At 70.4% G+C, this 20097-nt stretch carries 20 protein-coding genes; 9 read left to right on the top strand and 11 right to left on the bottom strand.

The genetic code is table 11. The features are described 5' to 3' along the window. Together FHW12_RS10105 and FHW12_RS10110 are read left to right on the top strand one after the other, a co-directional pair. On the top strand, positions 1–846 hold an 846-nt coding region (locus tag FHW12_RS10105), incomplete at its 5' end, for an InlB B-repeat-containing protein (protein ID WP_220484386.1). 124 nt (positions 847–970) lie between these two features. After that, positions 971–1411 (top strand): hypothetical protein, encoded by a 441-nt coding sequence (locus FHW12_RS10110; RefSeq protein WP_182530863.1) that lies wholly within the window; start codon positions 971–973, stop codon positions 1409–1411. Positions 1412–1432: 21 nt separating this feature from the next. Here the strand turns inward: FHW12_RS10110 and FHW12_RS10115 are convergent, their stop codons facing one another. The 5 genes from FHW12_RS10115 to FHW12_RS10135 all read right to left on the bottom strand — a co-directional run bounded on the left by FHW12_RS10115 (position 1433) and on the right by FHW12_RS10135 (position 9690). Then, on the bottom strand, positions 1433–2536 hold the full coding sequence (locus FHW12_RS10115; RefSeq protein WP_182530864.1) for a putative porin: 1104 nt from the start codon (positions 2534–2536) through the stop codon (positions 1433–1435). Positions 2537–2538: 2 nt separating this feature from the next. Continuing rightward, on the bottom strand, positions 2539–5217 hold the full coding sequence (locus tag FHW12_RS10120; RefSeq protein WP_182530865.1) for a serine/threonine-protein kinase: 2679 nt from the start codon (positions 5215–5217) through the stop codon (positions 2539–2541). Further along, positions 5204–5836 carry a methylamine utilization protein gene (locus FHW12_RS10125; protein ID WP_182530866.1) on the bottom strand — a complete coding sequence of 211 codons (633 nt, stop codon included), beginning with the start codon at positions 5834–5836 and terminating at the stop codon, positions 5204–5206. The genes FHW12_RS10120 and FHW12_RS10125 overlap by 14 nt, the downstream gene beginning before the upstream one ends. Positions 5837–6118: 282 nt before the next feature. Continuing rightward, positions 6119–8170 carry a sodium-translocating pyrophosphatase gene (locus FHW12_RS10130; RefSeq protein WP_182530867.1) on the bottom strand — a complete coding sequence of 684 codons (2052 nt, stop codon included), beginning with the start codon at positions 8168–8170 and terminating at the stop codon, positions 6119–6121. Positions 8171–8430: 260 nt separating this feature from the next. Then, the gene (locus tag FHW12_RS10135; RefSeq protein WP_182530868.1) at positions 8431–9690 is read right to left on the bottom strand and encodes a 6-phosphofructokinase; all 1260 of its coding nucleotides are present in this window, start codon (positions 9688–9690) and stop codon (positions 8431–8433) included. 152 nt (positions 9691–9842) lie between these two features. Between FHW12_RS10135 and FHW12_RS10140 the strand changes: the two genes are divergently transcribed. The 6 genes from FHW12_RS10140 (at position 9843) to FHW12_RS10165 (ending at position 14508) form a co-directional block, all read left to right on the top strand. Next, positions 9843–10409, top strand: a complete 567-nt coding sequence (locus FHW12_RS10140) for an adenylate kinase (RefSeq protein WP_182530869.1) — start codon at positions 9843–9845, stop codon at positions 10407–10409. A 37-nt stretch (positions 10410–10446) separates the two neighbouring features. Then, positions 10447–10971 (top strand): hypothetical protein, encoded by a 525-nt coding sequence (locus tag FHW12_RS10145; protein WP_182530870.1) that lies wholly within the window; start codon positions 10447–10449, stop codon positions 10969–10971. A gap of 29 nt (positions 10972–11000) precedes the next feature. Beyond that, a complete protein-coding gene (mpl, locus tag FHW12_RS10150) occupies positions 11001–12446 on the top strand; it encodes a UDP-N-acetylmuramate:L-alanyl-gamma-D-glutamyl-meso-diaminopimelate ligase (RefSeq protein WP_182530871.1) in 1446 nt (481 codons plus the stop codon). A gap of 89 nt (positions 12447–12535) precedes the next feature. Continuing rightward, on the top strand, positions 12536–13126 hold the full coding sequence (locus tag FHW12_RS10155) for an LON peptidase substrate-binding domain-containing protein (RefSeq protein ID WP_310735206.1): 591 nt from the start codon (positions 12536–12538) through the stop codon (positions 13124–13126). 150 nt (positions 13127–13276) lie between these two features. After that, positions 13277–13699 carry a VOC family protein gene (locus tag FHW12_RS10160; protein WP_182530872.1) on the top strand — a complete coding sequence of 141 codons (423 nt, stop codon included), beginning with the start codon at positions 13277–13279 and terminating at the stop codon, positions 13697–13699. Between the two features lie 83 nt (positions 13700–13782). Beyond that, positions 13783–14508 (top strand): 2OG-Fe(II) oxygenase, encoded by a 726-nt coding sequence (locus tag FHW12_RS10165; protein ID WP_182530873.1) that lies wholly within the window; start codon positions 13783–13785, stop codon positions 14506–14508. Positions 14509–14521: 13 nt separating this feature from the next. Here FHW12_RS10165 and FHW12_RS10170 read toward each other — a convergent pair whose 3' ends face one another. From FHW12_RS10170 to thiE, 4 genes are all read right to left on the bottom strand, one after another. Then, positions 14522–15172 (bottom strand): helix-turn-helix transcriptional regulator, encoded by a 651-nt coding sequence (locus FHW12_RS10170; protein ID WP_182530874.1) that lies wholly within the window; start codon positions 15170–15172, stop codon positions 14522–14524. Positions 15173–15179: 7 nt separating this feature from the next. After that, complete coding sequence (locus tag FHW12_RS10175) at positions 15180–15836, bottom strand: hypothetical protein (RefSeq protein WP_182530875.1); 657 nt, start codon at positions 15834–15836, stop codon at positions 15180–15182. Between the two features lie 100 nt (positions 15837–15936). Beyond that, positions 15937–17229, bottom strand: a complete 1293-nt coding sequence (gene hemL, locus FHW12_RS10180) for a glutamate-1-semialdehyde 2,1-aminomutase (RefSeq protein ID WP_182530876.1) — start codon at positions 17227–17229, stop codon at positions 15937–15939. After that, entirely contained in the window at positions 17226–17864 is a 639-nt protein-coding gene (gene thiE / locus FHW12_RS10185) for a thiamine phosphate synthase (protein WP_182530877.1), read from the bottom strand. Before thiE ends, hemL begins: the two co-directional genes overlap by 4 nt. A 105-nt stretch (positions 17865–17969) precedes the next feature. Between thiE and FHW12_RS10190 the strand changes: the two genes are divergently transcribed. After that, positions 17970–18170 carry a rubredoxin gene (locus FHW12_RS10190; RefSeq protein ID WP_182530878.1) on the top strand — a complete coding sequence of 67 codons (201 nt, stop codon included), beginning with the start codon at positions 17970–17972 and terminating at the stop codon, positions 18168–18170. Between the two features lie 276 nt (positions 18171–18446). Here FHW12_RS10190 and FHW12_RS10195 read toward each other — a convergent pair whose 3' ends face one another. Then, entirely contained in the window at positions 18447–18887 is a 441-nt protein-coding gene (locus tag FHW12_RS10195; protein ID WP_182530879.1) for a DUF192 domain-containing protein, read from the bottom strand. Between the two features lie 29 nt (positions 18888–18916). Next, on the bottom strand, positions 18917–19852 hold the full coding sequence (locus FHW12_RS10200) for a carbohydrate kinase family protein (RefSeq protein WP_182530880.1): 936 nt from the start codon (positions 19850–19852) through the stop codon (positions 18917–18919). Between the last annotated feature and the right edge of the window lie 245 nt (positions 19853–20097).

Here is a 20097-nt window from a genome sequence, read left to right on the forward strand (position 1 = left end):
TGCACGGTGATCGCGAGCTTCACGATCGACACGCACACGGTGACGCCGAGCGTCTCGGGCGGCAACGGTGCGATCAGCCCGTCGACCCCGCAGGCCGTGAACCACGGTGCGACCATCGCGTTCACGTTGACACCGGCCGCGAACTACCACATCGGCAGCGTGGCCGGCACCTGCGGCGGCAACCTCGCCGGCAACGTCTACACGACGAACGCCGTCACGGCCGACTGCACGGTGATCGCGAGCTTCGCGATCGACACGCACGTGGTGACGCCGAGCGTGAGTGGCGGCAACGGCACGATCAGCCCGACGACGCCGCAGACCGTCAACCATGGCGCGACGGTGAACTTCACGCTGATGCCGGTGGCGGGCTATCACGTCGTGACGCCGCTCGGTGGCAGCTGCGCCGCGGGCACGCTCGTGGGCACGAGCTACACGACCGGGCCGGTCACCGCCGACTGCACGGTCGTGGCGAGCTTCGCCGCGAACCCGCCCGACCACATCAAGTTCCTGCAGCAGCCGGCCAACGTACCGCGCGGCGACCGCCTCGGCGCCGTGCAGGTAGCGATCGTCGATGCGTTCGACAACGTGATCACGACCGATTCGACCTCGCAGGTCACGCTCGCGACGACCGCGTGCGGCGGATCGATCGCCCTCGAGCAGGCCACCGTGAGCAGCGGCATCGCCTCGTTCCCGGCGAACGCGACGCAGCGCTTCTACACGCTGACCAGCGGCAGGACCTTGAGCGCGACGAGTGCCGCCCTGAGTGGAACGAGCGGGGTGTTCGGCGTGGCGCTCGCCGGCAGCGAGCTCGTGTTCGCCGACGACTTCGATCTCTGCCGACTCTGAGCCGGCCTGTTGGACTCCTATTCGACCCCGCTTCGGCGGGGTCTTTTTTTTTTCGGGACCCGCCAGCGCTTGCGTTCATGCGCGCGCCTGTCGAAGATCGGCGCACCCGATGGAGGTGTCGATCGTGTCCGAATCCGCCTTGCGCCTCGGCGTGCGCAGTGCCGGCAGCGTGCTGCTGATCTCGAGCGGCGTGCACGCGAGCGTGCATTACCGCGCGTTCGTCGACACCGCGTCGTTCGACGCGCCGCGTCGCGCGCTCATGCAGGCGATGCGCGGGTACGCGATCCTGCCGCGCTGGGGTGTCGACGCGTGGACGATGCTGTGCGGCTACAGCCTGTGCTTCGCGATCCTGCTCATGCTGAGCGGAACGCTGCTGTGGTGGATGGGCAAGCACCTCGTCGCGAACCGCCTGCGGCCGCTCGCGACCGCGACGGCGCTCGTGCTGTCCGCCGGTGTCGCATTCATCGCGCTGCTCGACCCGATGCCGGTGCAGATGAGCGTGCTCGCACTCGCGGCAGCGAGCCTGGCCGCCGGTGCCCTGTTCGGTCGCGTCCCGCGCGCCTGACGGCGCGCCACGAAGCGTCGCCTACCAGCGCGCCTCGAGGTCGAACAGAACGCGTCGCGTGTGATCGGCGATGCCGTCGCGCTGCTCGCGGAACCCGGCGAGGCGCAGGCTCACGCGGTCGGTGATGCCGTAGCCGATCCACGGCATCGCGCCGTGCGCGAAACTGTGGAACCACCAGTCGTCTTCGCTGAATGCGGCGAGCACCGCGTCGCGCTGCTGGCGCTGCCAGGCGAAGCCGAGTTCCCATCCGTGCGCGCGGCGGCGATCGCCCGCGACGAGGCTCAGGCGCGCGCCGTCGGCGTCGTCGTCGGCGCCGAGGTTGCGCACGAGGTCGATGCGCGCCTCGAATGGCCAGTCGCCGAATGCGTGCCGGCCGACGAGCTGCAGGTCGAGCAGGCGGAAATCGCTGGTGAAGCCGCTCGGCGTGCGCAGGTTGGTGCGGCCAAGGCCGTTGTTCGCGAGCCGGTCGATGTCGTCGAAGTCGATCAGCGAGAGCAGCACGGCGCCGTTGCTCGGCGCGCCTTCGTGCCAGCGCCAGGCGACCTGCAGCGCGCCGATGCGCGAGTCGTCGCCGTACAGGTGCTCGCCGGCGAACGCACCGGCGGTCAGCTGCAGGCGATTGAAGTCGCCGAGCGCGATGCCGTGGTCGATGCTGATGCCGGCCGGGCGCAGGTCGCGGTCCCACACCAGCGGCGACAGCTCGAGCGGCAGTGGCGCCTTGCCGAACAGCAGCGAGGTCGCCTCGCCCGGACGCCAGCGCACGAACAACTGGTCGAGCGCGGCGGCGTCGCTGCGCTCGTTGTCGTTGTTGATGCGGTTGTCGCGGTTCGCATCGGAGCCGAGCGCGAACTTGAGCGCACCGCCGATCTCGAGGTCCGCGCGCGGCGTCCACGCGACGCCCGCCCGCACGCGGCTGCGCGCGCGTTCGAGCGTCGGGCTCGGCCGCACGCCGGGTATGCCGTTCGTGTGCTCGTAGCGCACGGTTGCGTCGCCCGACCAGTTCAGCGTCGACGCGGGCGGCACGTCGGCCGGCGCCGCGAGCAGGGGGTCGTCGGTCGCCTGCGCCGCGGCGCAGGCGGGTCCGGCGAGCAGGGCGAGGCGGCACAACAAGGCGAGGCGGCGCATGCTCAGACCCTCAGGCGGGCGAGATCGGCGGCGAGTTCGGCCGCGGAAGCGTAGCGTTCGTCCGGCACGCGCTGCAGGCAGCGCAGGATCACGCTTTCGAGATCGGGCGGCACCTCGGGCCAGAGCGCCGAGGGTCGCGTCGGCTCCTGCTGCATCTGCGCCATGTAGATGTCCATCGTCGACTTGCCGCTGAACGGCAACCCGCCGCAGAACATCTCGGTCATGAGCACGCCGCAGGACCAGATGTCGGCACGCTCGTCGACCTCGCCGCCGGCGAGCTGTTCGGGCGCGCAGTAGTTCGGCGTGCCGAGGAAGGTGCCCGGCTCGGTGTGGCCCGGCTGGACTCGCGCGGTCGGTCGCGCGATGCCGAAGTCCATGAGCTTGGCGTTCGCGTTCGCCTCGAGGATGAGGTTCTCCGGCTTGATGTCGCGGTGCAGGACGCCGACCGCGTGCGCGGCGCCGAGGCCGGCCGCGAGCTGGCGCGCGATGCGCAGGCCGGCCGAGTAGGGCACGCGCTTGGCATCGCGCAGCAGGTAGCGCAAGGTGAGGCCGCGCACGTATTCCATCGAGATGTACGGCACGCCGCCGATCTCGCCGAAGTCGAACGTGCGCAACACGTTCGGATGGGTGATGCGGCGGGCGAGCTTGATCTCGTCCTTGAGGCGCTCGAGCTGGCTGCCGTCGGTGAGCGCGCCGGGCTTGACCATCTTCAGCGCGACGAGGTCGTTGAGCTCGAGGTCGTTCGCCTTGTAGACGACGCCCATGCCGCCTTCGCCGAGCACCGAGACGATGCGGTAGCGGTTGCCGAGCACGGCGCCCGGGACGATGCCGAGCGCGGTCTTCGCGCCCGGTGCAGGGGCCTGTGCGCGACGTGCCTCCGCGCGCACGACCGTGTGGTCGGTCGGCAGCTCGCTCGCGGCGCGTTGCCAGACGCCGGCGAGCACGGCCGCGCGCGGCTTCGCGCTGTACGCGCCGGTGACGGCCTGCACCGCGGTCGCGCCGTGTTCGCGCGCGAGCGCCTCGCCGAGCGTGCCGAGCGTGAGCAACTGGCCGGGTGCGGCGTCGCAGAGCAGGCGGTGCACCTGCGCCTGAGGCATGCCGAGCAGCGCGTCGCCGCCGTGCAGCAGCTCGCCTTCGACGACGCTGCCCGCCGGCGCCGGCTGGCGCTGCGCGGTCGAGGCGTCGAGCAACGCGCCCCAGCACGCGAGCGCGCGGCGGTGCGCCTCGTCGCCGTCGAACGCGAGCAGCCAGCGCGCGCCCTCGGCAACGTGCAGCTCGGCCGCGTGCGTGCGCGCGACGTCGTCGAGCCGCGCCTGCAGCGCGCCGAGGTCGGCGATCGCCTGCGCCGGCGTCGCGTCCGCGCGTTCGGCCAGCAGGTGGCGGAACTCGACGCCGAGCAGGGTCGCCGGCGCGCGCCGCGGCACCGTGTCGGTCGCCGCGCGCCGGCGCGTCGGTGCATCCGGCACGACGTCGGCCACGGGTTCGGGCAGGAAGCGCGCGAGGTGGCCGACGTAGCCTTCCATGTCGCTCTTCTCGCGCAGTTCCGACAGCAATGTGTCGAACGAGCGCGAGAGGCGGCCCAGATCATCATTGCCGCCGCTGCCGATGCGCGCCTGGTAGTTGCCCGCAGCGGCTTCCTCGGCCGCCTGCGCCATTCGCCGCACCGGACTCAGGATGCCGCGCGAGAGCAGCAGCGAGAGCAGCAGGGCGGCGATCATCGAAGCGAGGCCCGCGAGCGCGACCCAGTTGAGGATCGCGCGATAGCCCGAGACGAAGCGGTCCGCGGACGCGAGCACGAGCACGCTGCCGAGCTTGCCGTCCGCGCTCGTGCCCATCGGCCGTGCGCGGCCGATCCATTCCTGGCCGGCGAAACGCACGCGGAACTGGTCGACGCCGCGACCGCCGTCGAGTGCCGAGCGCACCGACGGTTCGAGCGCGGCGATCGCCGGCGCGAGCTCGGCGCTGTTCGCCGCGTCGAGCGAACTCGCCGCGAGCGTGACCTTGCCGCCGGCGGGGATGCGGAACGCGACCTGCGCGCCGCTCGCCTGCGCGACTTTCTTCGCGAGCGCGTCGTCGACGCCTTGCGCGAGCAGCAGGTAGCCGAGCAGGTCGCGGTCCTGCACGATCGGCATGATCGTCGCCTGGTAGAGCTGGTCGCGCTGGCGCCAGTAGCCGGCGAACGGCGGCGTGTCGTGCAGCGCGGCGGCGACGAGCGGATCCTCGGCGAGCGACTCCTGCACCGACTCGTTGCGGTCGCTGCGCACGAGCGTATTGCCCTGGCCGTCGAGCAGGATGCCGAGGTCGAAACCGAACTCGCGCTGGCGCTCGAGCAGCAGGTCGCGCATCGAGCTGAGGTCGGGGCCGCTCTGTCCTTCGACGCCGGGCAGCGCGCCGCCGCCGGCGGCGCTGCCGATGTAGCGCGCAAAGCCGGAATCGGACGCGACGAGGCGCGCGTTCGACTGCAGCGTCTCGAGGCGGTGCTGTTCGAACTCGCGCTGCACCGCGTCGCTCGTCGCGACCGCCTTGTCGAGCGCGTCGGTCGCGATGCGCTGGCCTTGCGTGTAGGTGACGAACACCGCGGCGCCGAGCGCGAGCGCGATCAGCAGCGCGGTCGCGAGGAAGAAGCGCAGCGCGAGCGGCAGGGTGAAGCCCTTCGCAGGGGAATTCTCAGTAGCCGGCATCGCTGGCCCTTCCGTATGGCTTGCCGAATTTGTTGAGGTGCGGCGGCACGCGTTTCTGCGTGAGGTCGAGCTGGATCGCGAGCGGCTTGCCGCCGGCCGCGAGCTTCTGGTGCCACGGTGTCGCGCGGTCGTGCCAGACGACGAGGTCGCCGCTGCCCGAAGGCAGGCCCTTGAGCACGAACTTGCCGGCCGCGTCGGGGTGGGTGAAGTACGGCGTGTCGAGCACGAGGATGTGGCCGACCATCGACTGGTGCACGTTGCAGAACACGCGCACGTAGCCCGCCTGCGGGAACGCGACCGTCTTGCCGTCGCCGTTGCCGTACACGCCGACGTCGAAGGTGTTCGCCGGCGAAGTCGAGAACGCGTTGTGCAGGATCGGGTCGCGGTTCGGGAAGCGCACCTCGCTGCCGACCGTGATCGGCAGGATGCGCGGCGTGAACTGCTTGCGCTGCGTGCCCATCACGTAGGGTTCGCTCGCGGGCGCGACCTTGGGCGGATTCGCCGGCCGGAAGTAGACGACCGCATCGGCCGCCTCCTCGCTGCGCAACGCCTGCCCGTCGGAGACGAGCGCCACGCTGCCCGAAAGCTCCGCCGACCACACCGGAGCCGACACGACCATGGCCAGAGCCAGCCAACAAGCACGCATCCGTCTTTCCCCTCAGTCGCGGCGGATGGACGACGACCGCAGGGCGGCCTCCCGCGTCGATCCCGCCTGCATCATAGAACAAGGCACCGCGCCGGCGCCGGACCGCACACGATGCGGAACGGCGGACCTCGGACCCCAGTGGACCGGGCATCGCGGCATTGCATGACACGTCGCGACGCAGGATGCACGGGCGATCGCCGCAAAAGGAAAGGCCGCCCGGAGGCGGCCTTTCGACGTTGCCGGTGACGCGTCCGCTTACAGCAGCGGCACGAGCAGCAGGGCGACGATGTTGATGATCTTGATCAGCGGGTTGACCGCCGGGCCGGCTGTGTCCTTGTACGGATCGCCGACGGTGTCGCCGGTGACCGCGGCCTTGTGCGCATCCGAGCCCTTGCCGCCGAAGTGGCCGTCCTCGATGTACTTCTTCGCGTTGTCCCACGCGCCGCCGCCGGTCGTCATCGAGATCGCGACGAACAGGCCGGTCACGATCGTGCCGATGAGCAGGCCGCCGAGCGCCTGCACGCCGGCCAACGGTCCGCCGATGAAGCGGAATCCGAATGCGACGACGATCGGCACGAGCACCGGCAGCAGCGACGGCACCATCATCTCCTTGATCGCCGACTTGGTCAGCAGGTCGACCGCGCGCGAATAGTCCGGCTTGGTCGTGCCTTCCATGATGCCCTTGATCTCGCGGAACTGGCGGCGCACTTCCTCGACCACCGCGCCGGCCGCGCGGCCGACCGCTTCCATCGCCATCGCGCCGAACAGGTACGGGATGAGGCCGCCGATGAGCAGGCCGATGATCACGTAGTGGTTGGAGATGTCGAACGTGTAGATCTGGTCCGGATGCTCGACGCCGAGCTTGTGCGTGTAGTCGGCGAACAGCACGAGCGCGGCGAGGCCGGCCGAGCCGATCGCGTAGCCCTTGGTGACCGCCTTGGTCGTGTTGCCGACCGCGTCGAGCGGATCGGTGACCGCGCGCACTTCCTTCGGCAGCTCGGCCATCTCGGCGATACCGCCCGCGTTGTCGGTGATCGGGCCGTACGCGTCGAGCGCGACGATCATGCCGGTCATCGACAGCATCGCGGTCGCGGCGATCGCGATGCCGTACAGGCCGGCGAGGTGGTAGGCGCCCCAGATCGCCGCGCACACGGCGAGCACCGGCCACGCGGTCGACTTCATCGAGATGCCGATGCCGGCGATGATGTTGGTCGCATGGCCGGTCGTCGATGCCTGCGCGACGTGGCGCACCGGGGCGTATTCGGTCGCGGTGTAGTACTCGGTGATGACGACCATCGCGCCGGTCAGGATCAGGCCGATCACGGCGCAGCCGAACACGTTCATTGCGCCGTACTGGCTGCTCGCCATGAGCTGCGTCGTGACCGGGTAGAACGCGATCAGCGCGAGGACGCCCGAGACGATCACGCCCTTGTACAGCGCGGTCATGATCTTCCCGCCGGAATGCTTGACGAAGAACGTGCCGATGATCGACGCGACGATCGACACGCCGCCGATCACGAGCGGATAGAGCACCGCGTTCGCGCCCGCCTGCGCCGCCATCACGCCGCCGAGCAGCATCGTCGCGATCAGGGTGACCGCGTAGGTCTCGAACAGGTCGGCCGCCATGCCGGCGCAGTCGCCGACGTTGTCGCCGACGTTGTCGGCGATCACCGCCGGGTTGCGCGGATCGTCCTCGGGGATGCCGGCTTCGACCTTGCCGACGAGGTCGGCGCCGACGTCGGCGCCCTTGGTGAAGATGCCGCCGCCGAGGCGCGCGAAGATCGAGATCAGCGAGGAGCCGAACGCGAGGCCGACCAGCGCGTGGAGCGCCTGGTCCTGCGTCTTGCCCATGTGCACGAGCGTGACGAAATAGCCGGCGACGCCGAGCAGGGCGAGGCCGACGACGAGCATGCCGGTGATCGCGCCGCCGCGGAACGCGACGCTGAGCGCGGCCGGGATGCCGCTGCGCGCGGCTTCTGCGGTGCGTACGTTCGCGCGCACCGAGATGTTCATGCCGATGTAGCCGGTGAGGCCGGACAGGATCGCGCCGAGCGCGAAGCCGATCGCGGTCGGCCAGTCGAGGGCGAAGCCGATCACGACGAACAGCACGACGCCGACCAGGCCGATCGTGCGGTACTGGCGGTTGAGGTAGGCGCGCGCGCCTTCCTGGATCGCCGCCGCGATCGCCTGCATGCGCTCGTTGCCGGCGGGCTTGGCGAGAATCCAGCGTATCGACCATCCGCCGTACAGGATCGCGAGCACCGCGCAGGCCAGCGCGATCGTCAAACCGTGTTCATGGAACAGCATCGAACCCTCCCTTGACTCACAGGACTGATAGGAAACCCCGGGAAACAGCGCGGTTACTCCGCCGGAGTATAGCCATGCCCCGAAGCGACGCGCATTGGCGCGGCGCAACACGCCGCTGAGGTCGATGCGGGCGGGATTTCGCTCGCGGAAAGGGGCGCCCGCGGCCGGCCCGGCCGGCGGGTCGGATGGCGCGCTCGGGCTGCGGTGGGGCGTGGTCGACCGGCCGGGTCGATCAGTCGGCGCCCATCAGTCGGCGCCGATCAATCGGCGATGTCGTAGCGCGGCAGCTTGCGGCGCACCGCCGCGTTCTTCAGGCGCACGTAGTCGGGCAGGCCGTCGCGCAGGTACGTCGGCGGGTCCTCGCCGCGGATCAGCGGTTCGAGGTAGCGGCGCGCGGCCGCGGTGATGCCGTAGCCGTCGCGCGAGATGAAGTTCTTCGGCAGCTTCTTCTCGTGGTTGGCGACGCGTTCGAGCGACGCGGGTTCGATCTTCCAGCGGTACGGCGCGTCGGACGTGCGCACGATCACCGGCATGACCGCGTTCCTGCCGGCGAGCGCGTACTCGACCGCGGCCTTGCCGACCGCCCAGGCCTGCTCGGCGTCGGTCTTCGAGGCGAGGTGGCGCGCCGAGCGCTGCAGGTAGTCGGGCAGCGCCCAGTGGTACTTGTAGCCGAGCTTCTGCTTGACGAGCTGTGCGAGCACGGGCGCGACGCCGCCGAGCTGGGCGTGGCCGAACGCGTCGCGCGTGCCCGCTTCGGCGAGGAACTGGCCCGCGGTGTTCTTCAGCCCTTCCGACGCGACCACGGTGCAGTAGCCGACGCGTTCGACGGTCGCCTTCACGCGCGCGAGGAAAGCATCCTCGTCGAACGCGACCTCGGGGAACAGGATCAGGTGCGGCGGATCGCCCGCCTTGCGCGCGGCGAGCCCGCCCGCGGCGGCGATCCAGCCCGCGTGCCGGCCCATGACCTCGACGATGAACACCTTCGTCGAGGACGCGCACATCGACTCGACGTCGAGGCTCGCCTCGGCCACCGACACCGCGGTGTACTTCGCGACCGAGCCGAAACCGGGGCAGCAGTCCGTGACCGCGAGGTCGTTGTCGACCGTCTTCGGCACGCCGATCACGTTGACCGGGTAGCCGAGCTCGCGACCGATCTGCGAGATCTTCAGCGAGGTGTCGGCGGAGTCGTTGCCGCCGTTGTAGAGGAACCAGCGGATGTCGTGCGCCTTCAGCACCGCGATCAGGCGCTCGTACTGGGCGCGGTTCTGCTCGAGCGACTTCAGCTTGTAGCGGCACGAGCCGAACGCGCCGCCCGGCGTCCGGCGCAGCGCCTTGATCGCGGCGGCGCTTTCCTTCGAGGTGTCGATGAGGTCCTCGCGCAGGGCGCCGATGATGCCGTTGCGCGCGGCGAGCACGGGCACCTTGCGCCGGCGCGCGGTGTCGATGACCGCGGCGGCGGTCGCGTTGATGACCGCGGTGACCCCGCCCGATTGCGCGTACAACAGCTTGCCCTGGCTCATTGCCGATCCTTTTCGTCCACGTTCCGGCGCGGTCGGCGTGGTTTGACACCATTCTGGCCAGCCGCTAGCGTTGTCGCCATTCTAGGCGCGCCGAGGGGCGCGTCGCGTCCCCCATCGTGAGCATGAGCGCCGCGCGGCGCCATCGGAGCACCATGCGACTCGTTCTACTCGGCGCGCCCGGTTCGGGCAAGGGCACCCAGGCCGAGCTGCTCAAGGCCACGCTCGGCGTGCCGCACGTCTCCACCGGCGACCTGCTGCGCGCGGCGGTCAAGGCCGGCACGCCGCTCGGCCTCAAGGCGAAGGCGGTCATGGAGGCCGGCCAGCTCGTCTCCGACGACATCGTGCTCGCGATGCTCGAGGAGCGCCTCGCCCAGCCGGATGCGAAGGCCGGTTTCATCCTCGACGGCTATCCGCGCAACGTCGCGCAGTGCGCCGCGCTCGAAAAACTGCTCGCGCGCATCGGCCAGCCGCTCGAGGTCGCGATCAAGCTCGACGTGCCGAGCGAACTCATCGTCGAACGCATCGCCGGCCGCGCCGCGGCGCAGGGCCGCAAGGACGACACGCCGGAAACCGTGCGCGAACGCCTGCGCGTGTACACCGAACAGACCGAGCCGGTCGCCGGCCACTTCGCCGAGATCGGCAAGCTCGCGGTCGTCGACGGCGTCGGCGAGCTCGCCGAGGTGTCGGCGCGCATCGTCGCGGCGCTGCCGCGCGCCTGATCGAACGCGGCGCGCACGCGTCGCGACGGACGCGGGCATGGACGAACGGCACGATTCCCTCTTCGCGCGCGTGCTCGGGCTGTGCCTGCTGCGCACGGCGCCGCAGGACTTGCCGCATGCGCCCGCGCTCGTCGCCGGCTTCGGCGTCGCCGGTGTCGCGCTCGCGACCGTCGTCGGTGCCGCGGTCGGTGAAGCCGACGACCTGCTGCCGCGCGCGCTGCTTTCCACCGCGGTCCTGCTCGGCTCCAGCGCGATCGCACTCGCGGTACGGCGTCTCGGCCACCGCTGGGTGCAGACCGCGACCGCGCTGCTCGCGAGCGACTTCGTCATGTCGCTGGTGCAGACGCCGTTCCTGCTCGCGATGCTGCCGATCACCGATCCGCCCACCGCAACCCAGGCGCTGCTCGGCTGGGTCCTCGTCCTGACGTTCTTCTGGCAGCTCGGCGTCAACGCGCACATCATGCGCCACGCGATGGATGCTGGTTTCGGCTTCGCGCTCGTGCTCGTCGCGACCTGGGCGATCGCGAACTGGTCACTCGCCCACCTGCTGCTCGGCGGCTGAGCGGACGCGCCACACGGAGACATCGAGTCTTGAAGCTGCACATCCTCGGCATCTGCGGCACCTTCATGGGCGGCATCGCCGCGCTCGCGCGCGAACTCGGCCACGACGTCGAAGGCTCGGATGCGAACGTGTATCCGCCGATGTCGACCCAGCTCGAACGGCTCGGCATCGTGCTCAAGCGGGGTTACGCCGCGGAGAACCTCGTGCCGCCGCCGGAGCTCGTCGTCGTCGGCAATGCGATGACGCGTGGCAACGCCGCGGTCGAGCACATGCTCGACGAGCGCCTGCGCTACGTGTCGGGCCCGCAATGGCTCGGCGAGACCGTGCTTGCGACACGCCGCGTGCTCGCGGTCGCCGGTACGCACGGCAAGACGACGACGACCTCGCTGCTCGCGTGGATCCTCGAATCGGCCGGCCGCGATCCGGGTTTCCTCGTCGGCGGCGTGCCGGCGAACTTCGGTGTGTCGGCGCGACTGGGCGGCGTTTCCCTCACCCCACCATCAGCATCCGCCGATGGTCCCCCCCTCTCCCGCTTCGCGGGCGAGGGACGGATGTCGCCGCCTGCGGCGGCGGATTTCGTGATCGAGGCGGACGAGTACGACACCGCGTTCTTCGACAAGCGCTCGAAGTTCGTGCACTACCGGCCGACGATCGCGATCCTCAACAACCTCGAATACGACCACGCCGACATCTTTCCCGACGTCGCGGCGATCCAGCGCCAGTTCCACCACCTCGTGCGCACGGTGCCGCGCAACGGGCGGTTGATCGTCAATGCCGAGGACGCACGCCTCGCGGAAGTGCTCGCGCAAGGCTGCTGGACGCCGGTCGAGACGTTCGGCGTCGACGCCGGCGACTGGCGCGCGCGGCTCACCGCGCCGGACGGCTCGTCGTTCGTCGTCTCGCACGCAGGCAGCGAGCTCGGCTTGGCCGAGTGGACACTGGGCGGTCGCCACAACGTGATGAATGCACTCGCCGCGATCGCGGCCGCGCACGCGGCCGGCGTCGCGCCGGCCGACGCGATCGCCGCGCTCGCGACGTTCCGCAACGTCGCGCGGCGCATGGAACTCGTCGCCGAGCACGCGGGCATCCGCGTCTACGACGACTTCGCCCACCATCCGACCGCGATCGCGACCACGCTCGCCGGCCTGCGCGCGAAGGTCGGCACGGCGCGCATCCTCGTCGGCATGGAGCCGCGCTCGAACTCGATGCGCATGGGCGCGCACGCGGACGAACTCGCGCCGTCGCTCGCCGATGCCGACGCGGTCGTATTCCTCAAGCGACCGGAACTGCCGTGGGACGCCGCGCGCATCGTCGACGCGCTCGGCGGCCGCGGCCGCACTGCAGCGAGCGTCGACGCGCTCGTCGACGCGCTGCTCGCGCAGGTGCACACGGGCGACCACGTCGTGTTCATGTCGAACGGCGGCTTCGAGAACGCGCCGCGCCGGTTCGCCGCGGCACTCGCAGCGAAGGGGTGAGGCGAGACCGGGGACAGCCGTCGTCGGCGATCGATCGGCGCGGCGCTGCGCCGCGTTCCGCCGCCGTGCTTTTTCGCTAGACTGGCCGCGTGCCGCTCGTCGACATACCGCTGTTCCCGCTGTCCGCCGTGCTCTTCCCGGGCGGCCCGCTCAGCCTTCGCATCTTCGAACGCCGTTACCTCGATCTCGTGCGCGACTGCGCGCGCGACAGCGCCGGCTTCGGCGTCTGCCTGATCCTCGCCGGGCGCGAGGCGGGCGAGCCGGCCGTGCCCGCCGCGATCGGCACGCTCGCGCGCATCACCGACTTCTGCACCTTGCCGGACGGCCTGCTCGGCATCAGCGCCGAGGGCGGCGAGCGTTTCCAGGTCGCGACGACGCGCGTGCGCGACAACGGCCTCGTGCACGGCGAAGTCCGCCTCTGGCCGGACGAACCCTGCGTCGAGGTCCCGCCAGAGCACGGCCTGCTCGCAACGATCCTGGAGCGCCTGCTCGACCAGGTCGGCGGTGCGGTGGCGAAGGTCGATCGCGCGCGTTTCGACGACGCGAGCTGGGTCGGCTTCCGCCTCGCCGAGATGCTGCCGCTCGCGCAACCGGAGAAGCAGCACCTGCTGCAGATGACCGACCCGCTGCAGCGGCTCGCCCAGTTGCAGCACTACATGCCGCGTTTTCAGCGCGGTTAGGAAAATCGGGGCGGGGAAAACCAGGGTCGGAGTGGACTTTCGGCGACATGCAGGGTTTCATGCCGGCGTCGCTTCCGAAGTCCACTCCGACCCCGGTTTCCTTCTTCACGTGAGTGATCGTCCGCGCCGCCACCCTTGCGAGGAACACGAATGAAATACCTGCACACGATGATCCGCGTGCACGACCTCGACGCCGCGCTGCGATTCTTCCGCGACGGCCTCGGCCTGCGCGAGACGCGGCGCAAGGAGAACGCCGCCGGCAAGTTCACGCTCGTCTTTCTCGCCGCCGACGAAACGCCGGATGCGGAGATCGAACTGACCTGGAACTGGGGCTCGGACGAGGACTACGGTTCGGCGCGCAACTTCGGCCATCTCGCGTTCCGTGTCGACGACATCTACGCGACCTGCGCGCACCTCGCGTCGATGGGCGTCGCCATCAACCGGCCGCCGCGCGACGGCCACATGGCGTTCGTGCGTTCGCCCGATCGCATCTCGATCGAACTGCTGCAGAAGGGCGACCCGCTGCCGCCCGCGGAGCCGTGGGCGTCGATGCCGAACAGCGGCAGCTGGTGAGGCATCGACAGCGCGCAAGAAGCGGAGCGCGCGCGTCGCGCGACGGCGGCAATCTCGCGCTTCGTCCGCACGCAGGTCCACCGATGACGCCTTCCGTTCCGCCACCGCCCGGCGCGGCCTTGCACGCATTCGACGACGGGCGCATCGAGCGCGCGCTCGATGCAGAAGGACACGCGCACGTCGCCGGGTTCATCGATGCGCGGACCTGCCGCGAACTCGCCGCGTGCTACGGCGACGACGCGCGCTTCCGCAGCACGGTCGTGATGGCGCGCCACGGCTTCGGTCGCGGCGAGTACCGTTACTTCGCGTATCCGCTGCCGCCCGTGCTCGCGCAATGGCGCACCGCGCTGTACGAGCGGCTCGCTCCGATCGCGAACCGCTGGCACGCGGCGATGGGCTTGCCGGCCGACTTCCCGCCCGCGCATGCGGACTTCCTCGCGCGTTGCCACGCGGCCGGACAGCGTCGGCCGACGCCGCTGCTGCTGCGCTACGGCGCGGACGACTACAACTGCCTGCACCAGGACCTCTACGGCGAGCACGTGTTCCCGCTGCAGGTCGCGATCCTGCTGTCGCAGCCGGGCGAGGATTTCGACGGCGGCGAATTCGTGCTGACCGAGCAACGCCCGCGCATGCAGTCGCGCGCGCAGGTCGTGCCGCTGCGGCAGGGCGACGCGGTCGTGTTCGCGGTCGCCCAGCGGCCGGTGCAGGGCTCGCGCGGCACGTATCGCGTCGCGATGCGCCACGGCGTGAGCCGCGTGCGGCGCGGGCGGCGCCACACGCTCGGGCTCATCTTCCACGACGCGCTCTGAGCGCGCCGCGGACTCAGCGCTCGCCACGGCGGGCGAGGCGGAAGCGGCAGGCATGGCCGCCGCGCACGAGGCATTCGAGATGCTGCACGGGCCGGCCGGTCGCCGCCTCCATGAAGGCGAGGTCGAACCGGCAGACGTCCGGATGCGCTTTCGCGAGCGCATGGAACACGCAGTTGTACGCCTCCACCTGGGTCTCGCCGTCGCGGCGCACCGCGAACGCCTCGTAGCCGAGCGCGTCGAGCTGCTCGGCGAGCGCGTGCGCGGTTTCGTCGTCGTCGACCGCGGCGACGCGCTCGGCCGCGGCGGCGCCGAGTTCGCGCCCGATCGTTCCGAGCAGATCCTGCACCCCGGCCTTGCCGCTGGACGCGTACAGGTGCTCGAGCACGCTCGTCGCGACCAGGCCGTAGTTGCGCGGGAACAATTCGCGTCCCGCCGGCTGCAGCACGTAGCGCGCTTGCGGCCGGCCGCCGCTCGGCAACGCGGTGCCGCGTTCGACGTAGCCGGCGGCGATCAACGCGGTCAGGTGCTGCCGGACCGCGTTGTGGCTGATGCCGAGCGCATCGCAGAGCGTCTCCACGGTCGCTCCCTGCGGTGAAAGCAGCAGCCGGCGCAGCAGGCGCTGCTGCGTCGGACCGAGCCGGGCGAGCGCGCTCGCATGCTTCATCGCGTGCTCAACCCGCCTTCGCCGGGAACTGCCTGGCGATGCCGTCGGCGAGCGCGTCGGCGATCGTGTCCATGTGCGCCTGCATCGCGCTCCAGGTCTTGGTCGCAGCAGCGGCATCGCCCTTCATGATGTCGCCGATCAGGTTCGCGTGGTGACCGGCGTGGGTGACGAGCAGGCCCTTCACCGCGCTTTCGGGCAGGTTGGGATTCGCGGCGGACAGGAATTTCGCGATCGCGTCCGCGTTCGCGGCGAGGTCCTGCATCGCCTTCGCGCCCGCCGCGCCGTCGCCCGCCTTGCCGGCATCGGTGAGCGCCTTCACGCCAGCCCAGTGGCCGGCGAGGAGTTCGAGCATCCGCTTGCCCGCGGCGTCGCCGTAGAAGCCGCCGACCGCATCGGCGATCTTCTTCGCGTTGCCGACGACCGCGTCGGCCGCCTTCTTCGCGCCGGCCGCATCGCCGGCCTTCACCGCGTCGGCGTAGTCGCGCGTGGTCGCGGCATGGCCTTGCCAGAGTTCGCGCATCGCCGCGTGCAGCTTCGATGCGGCGGGTGCGGTGGCCGGCGCAGTCGTCGCGGGAGCGGCTTGCGACGTCGTCGCGGCCCACGGCGCGGCGACGAGTGCGAGGGTCAGCGCGAATGCGCCGACGAGGGTCGGGTGTGCGTTCATCGGTAGGTTCCTCGAAGGGTCCGCCATGGGGCGGAGCACCATCGTGCCGGCCTGCGCCGGATAGTAAACCCACCTATGTGTAAAGTCCCCCGTGGCGGTGTCAGGCGGCTGCGGCGGCGTCCCTGAAGGCCGCGCGCGCGGCTTCGATCGTCACCGCGATGACCTCGTCCGAATGCGCGATCGAGACGAAACCCGCTTCGAATGCGCTCGGCGCGAGGTAGACGCCGCGCTCGAGCATCGCGTGGAAGAAGCGGTTGAACATCGCGACGTCGCAGGCGGTCGCCTGTGCGTACGTCTGGACCTTCGCGACGTCGGTGAAGAACAGGCCGAACATGCCGCAGATGCGGTTGACGCTGAGCGGTACGCCGGCCTCCGCGGCAGCGGCGACGAAACCGTCGGTGACGAGGCGGGTGCGGCGATCGAGTTCGGCGTGGAAGTCCGGTGTGCGGACCAGGTCGAGCATCGCGAGGCCGGCGGCCATCGCGACCGGATTGCCGCTCAAGGTGCCGGCCTGGTAGATCGGGCCGGCGGGCGCGATCTGCTGCATGATCTCGCGTCGTCCGCCGTAGGCGCCGACCGGCATGCCGCCGCCGATGATCTTGCCGAACGTGCTGAGGTCGGGCGTGATGCCGTAGTGCGCCTGCGCGCCGCCGAGCGCGACGCGGAAGCCGGTCATGACCTCGTCGAAGATGAGCAGCGCGCCGTGCTTCGTGCACAGCTCGCGCAGCGCGGCGAGGTAGCCGTCGCGCGGCAGGATGCAGTTCATGTTTCCGGCGACGGGCTCGATGATCAGCGCGGCGATCTCCTCGCCGCTCTCGGCGAACAGCTGCTGCGCGGCCGCGAGGTCGTTGTACGGCAACGTCAGCGTGAGGTCGGCGAGCGCCTTCGGCACGCCCGGCGAGGTCGGTACGCCGAGCGTGAGCGCGCCGGAGCCGGCCTTGACCAGGAACGCGTCGCCGTGGCCGTGGTAGCAACCCTCGAACTTCACGATGCGCTGCCGGCCGGTGTAGCCGCGCGCGAGGCGGATCGCCGACATAGTCGCTTCGGTGCCCGAGTTGACCATGCGCACGACGTCGATCGACGGCACGATCGCGGCGATCGCCTCGGCCATCGTGACCTCCGCCGGGCACGGCGTGCCGAACGAGAGGCCGTCGCGGATCGCGCGCTCAACCGCGGCGCGCACGGTCGGATGGTTGTGGCCGACGACCATTGGCCCCCACGAGCCGACGTAGTCGATGTAGCGCGTGCCTTCGACGTCCCACAGGTACGCGCCGTCGGCGCGCGCCGTGAAGAACGGTTCGCCGCCGACCGACTTGAACGCGCGCACGGGCGAGTTCACGCCGCCGGGGATGCGCGCCTGCGCACGCTGGAACAGTTCGTGGTTGGTCGTCATCGTCGGCTCGCGTCGGGATCGAAGAGGTCGCTGAAGCGGCGCGCGGCCGCGCGCACGTCGCGCGCGCCGAACAGCGCCGAGATCACCGCGACGGCGTCGGCGCCGGCGTCGATGAGTCCGCGTGCATTGTCGTGCGTGATGCCGCCGATCGCCACCAGCGGCAGGCCGAATGCCTTCGCTTCGCGCAGCAGGCGTGGCGTCGCCACGCGTGCGTGCGGCTTGGTCGGCGAGGCGAAGAACGCGCCGAACGCGAGGTAGTCGGCACCGGCTGCGGCGTAGTGTCGCGCCCGCTCGATCGAGTCGTAGCACGACACGCCGATGATCGCCCGTGCGCCGAGGCGCGCGCGTGCGGTGGCCGGCGTCGCATCGTCCTCGCCGAGATGGACGCCCGCGGCGCCGCAGGCGAGGGCGAGGTCGACGTCGTCGTTGACGATCAGCGGCACGCGATGGCGCGCGCACAATGCCTGCAGCGCGCGGGTCTCAGCGAGCCGGCGCGGCGCATCGGTGGTCTTGTCGCGGTACTGCAGCACGCTCGCGCCGCCGGCGAGTGCGGCCGCGCAGGCGTCGACGAGGTCGGCGCGCGGACCGTCGCTGATCGCGTACAGGCCGCGCAGGCGGCCGCTCGTGCTCGTCATCGTCCGTAACGTCCCGTTCGCGCACGGCCGGGTCGGCCGTGCTTCCGCGCGCGCGCGCAAGCTGCGAGAATACAAGGCCTTTCGATACCGATCGCCGTCCCCGCAATGTCCGATACCGCTTCCGCCGCCGTCGACGCGCCCTACCGCACCTTCATGTGCGTGGTCTGCGGGTTCATCTACAACGAAGCCGAAGGCTGGCCCGCGGACGGCATTGCGGCCGGCACGCGCTGGGAAGACGTGCCCGAGACCTGGACCTGCCCCGATTGCGGCGTGACCAAGTCCGACTTCGAGATGGTCCAGATCTGAAGCCTTCCCTCGAGGCGAGGGTCCTGCGCCAGCAACGCGCCATCTGGCGTCCCGATTCCGTCATGCGTGCGACGCGGCCACGGCACGGCCGGCTGATTGACTGTGGTCGTCAATCAGCCGGAGTCGTCATGCGCGTATTCGTACCGGTCGAGGATGCCGTCCTCGACCTTGCTTCCGACCAGTCGCTCGTACCATATCGCTGCGGGCTCGCCTGCGCGCACGAACTGCGCGGCGAGCTCGTCCTGCGCGACGGCGTGTGGAGCGAGCGCGTCGCGCTCAGCGCTGGATCGTCAGCTCGTCGCCCGGAACCAGGCCCAGCTTGCGAGCCTGCCCTGCGTTGAGCTCGAGCACGTAGCGCGCGGGCGCGCCGCTCGAGTAGGCCGGGCACGGGTCGGCCAGGCACGGCGGCACGTCGTGCTGCACGCTCACGAGGTGGCGGTCGGCGTCGAAGAACAGCATGTCGAGCGCGATCTTCGTGTTCTTCATCCAGAACGCGCGCGGGATGTCGTCCTGGAACACGAACAACATGCCGTGGTCGATCGCCATCTCGGTGCGATCCATGAGGCCGTGCTCGCGCGCGGCGTCGTTCTCGGCGACCTCGATCGAGTAGCGCTGGCCCTTGAGTTCGACGTACGGGCCCTTGGCCGCGCAGGACTGGATCAGCGCACCGAGCACGAGGCCGGCGGCGAGGCGTGCGAAGAGGGACGGGGTGCTCATCGATGGACTCCTGCGATGGTCGCGAAGGTTCAGCCGAGCGCGTAACCGAACTGCTGGCGGAACTGGTCGGCGAACTCGGAATAGGTGAAACGCTGGTTCTGCGTGCCCGGATGCTCGATCTTGAGCGTGCCCATCAGCGAGGCGATGCGCCCCGTGGTCGGCCAGTCCATGTCGCGCATGAGGCCGAAGATGAGCCCGGCGCGATAGGCATCGCCGCAGCCGGTCGGGTCGACGACGCGGCGCTCCTGCGCGGGCGGGATCACGTGGGTGTTGCCGTCGGCATGGATGGTCGAGCCCTTCGGGCCTTGCGTGACGATGTACGCCTTCACGCGCTGCGCGATCTCGGCCGCGCTCCAGCCGGTGCGCTGCTGCAGCAGCTGCGATTCGTAGTCGTTGACGATCGCGTAGTCGGACTGCTCGATCATCGTGCGGAATTCCTCGCCCGAGAACAGCGGCATCGCCTGGCCCGGATCGAAGATGAACGGCGTGCCGCGCTCGGCGAACTCGCGCGAATGCTGCAGCATGCCGTCGCGGCTGTCCGGCGCGACGATGCCGAAGGTGACGCCCTCGACGTCGCGCACGTGGTGCTCGTGCGAGTTGAGCATCGCGCCCGGATGGAAGGCGGTGATCTGGTTGTTGTCGAGGTCGGTCGTGATGAAGCACTGCGGCGTGAACAGGTCCTCGAACACGCTGACGTGGTCGAGGCGGATGCCGCACTGCTTCATGTGCTCGCGGTACGGGCCGAAGTCCTGGCCGACCGCGGCGAACGGGATCGGGTCGTCGCCGAGCAGCTTGAGGTTGTAGGCGATGTTGCCGGCGCAGCCGCCGAACTCGCGGCGCATCCTCGGCACCAGGAACGACACGTTCAGGATGTGCACCTGGTCGGGCAGGATGTGTTTCTTGAACTGGTCCTGGAACACCATGATGGTGTCGTAGGCGAGCGAACCGCAGATCAGTGCAGACATCGAAGGCATCCGGGGATGGTGGGCAGGGCGCGAAGGCGACGCCCAAAACCGGCGAAGCTTACCGGTCGCCGCGCCGCTCGGGAATCCTCGCGCGCAGGCGGAGCGCGCGCCGCCCGGGCCGAACGCGGCCGGAAACCCGCTTCGGGGAAGGGTTTGTTAACTCGAATGTCCTTGCCCGCGCATCGGCACACGACTAAAATCGCGCGCTTTTCCCGCATTTGGAGCGCCCGCGGGGGCGTTCCGAC

The sequence above is a fragment of the Dokdonella fugitiva genome (assembly GCF_014138265.1).
Classification (GTDB): domain Bacteria; phylum Pseudomonadota; class Gammaproteobacteria; order Xanthomonadales; family Rhodanobacteraceae; genus Dokdonella_A; species Dokdonella_A fugitiva_A.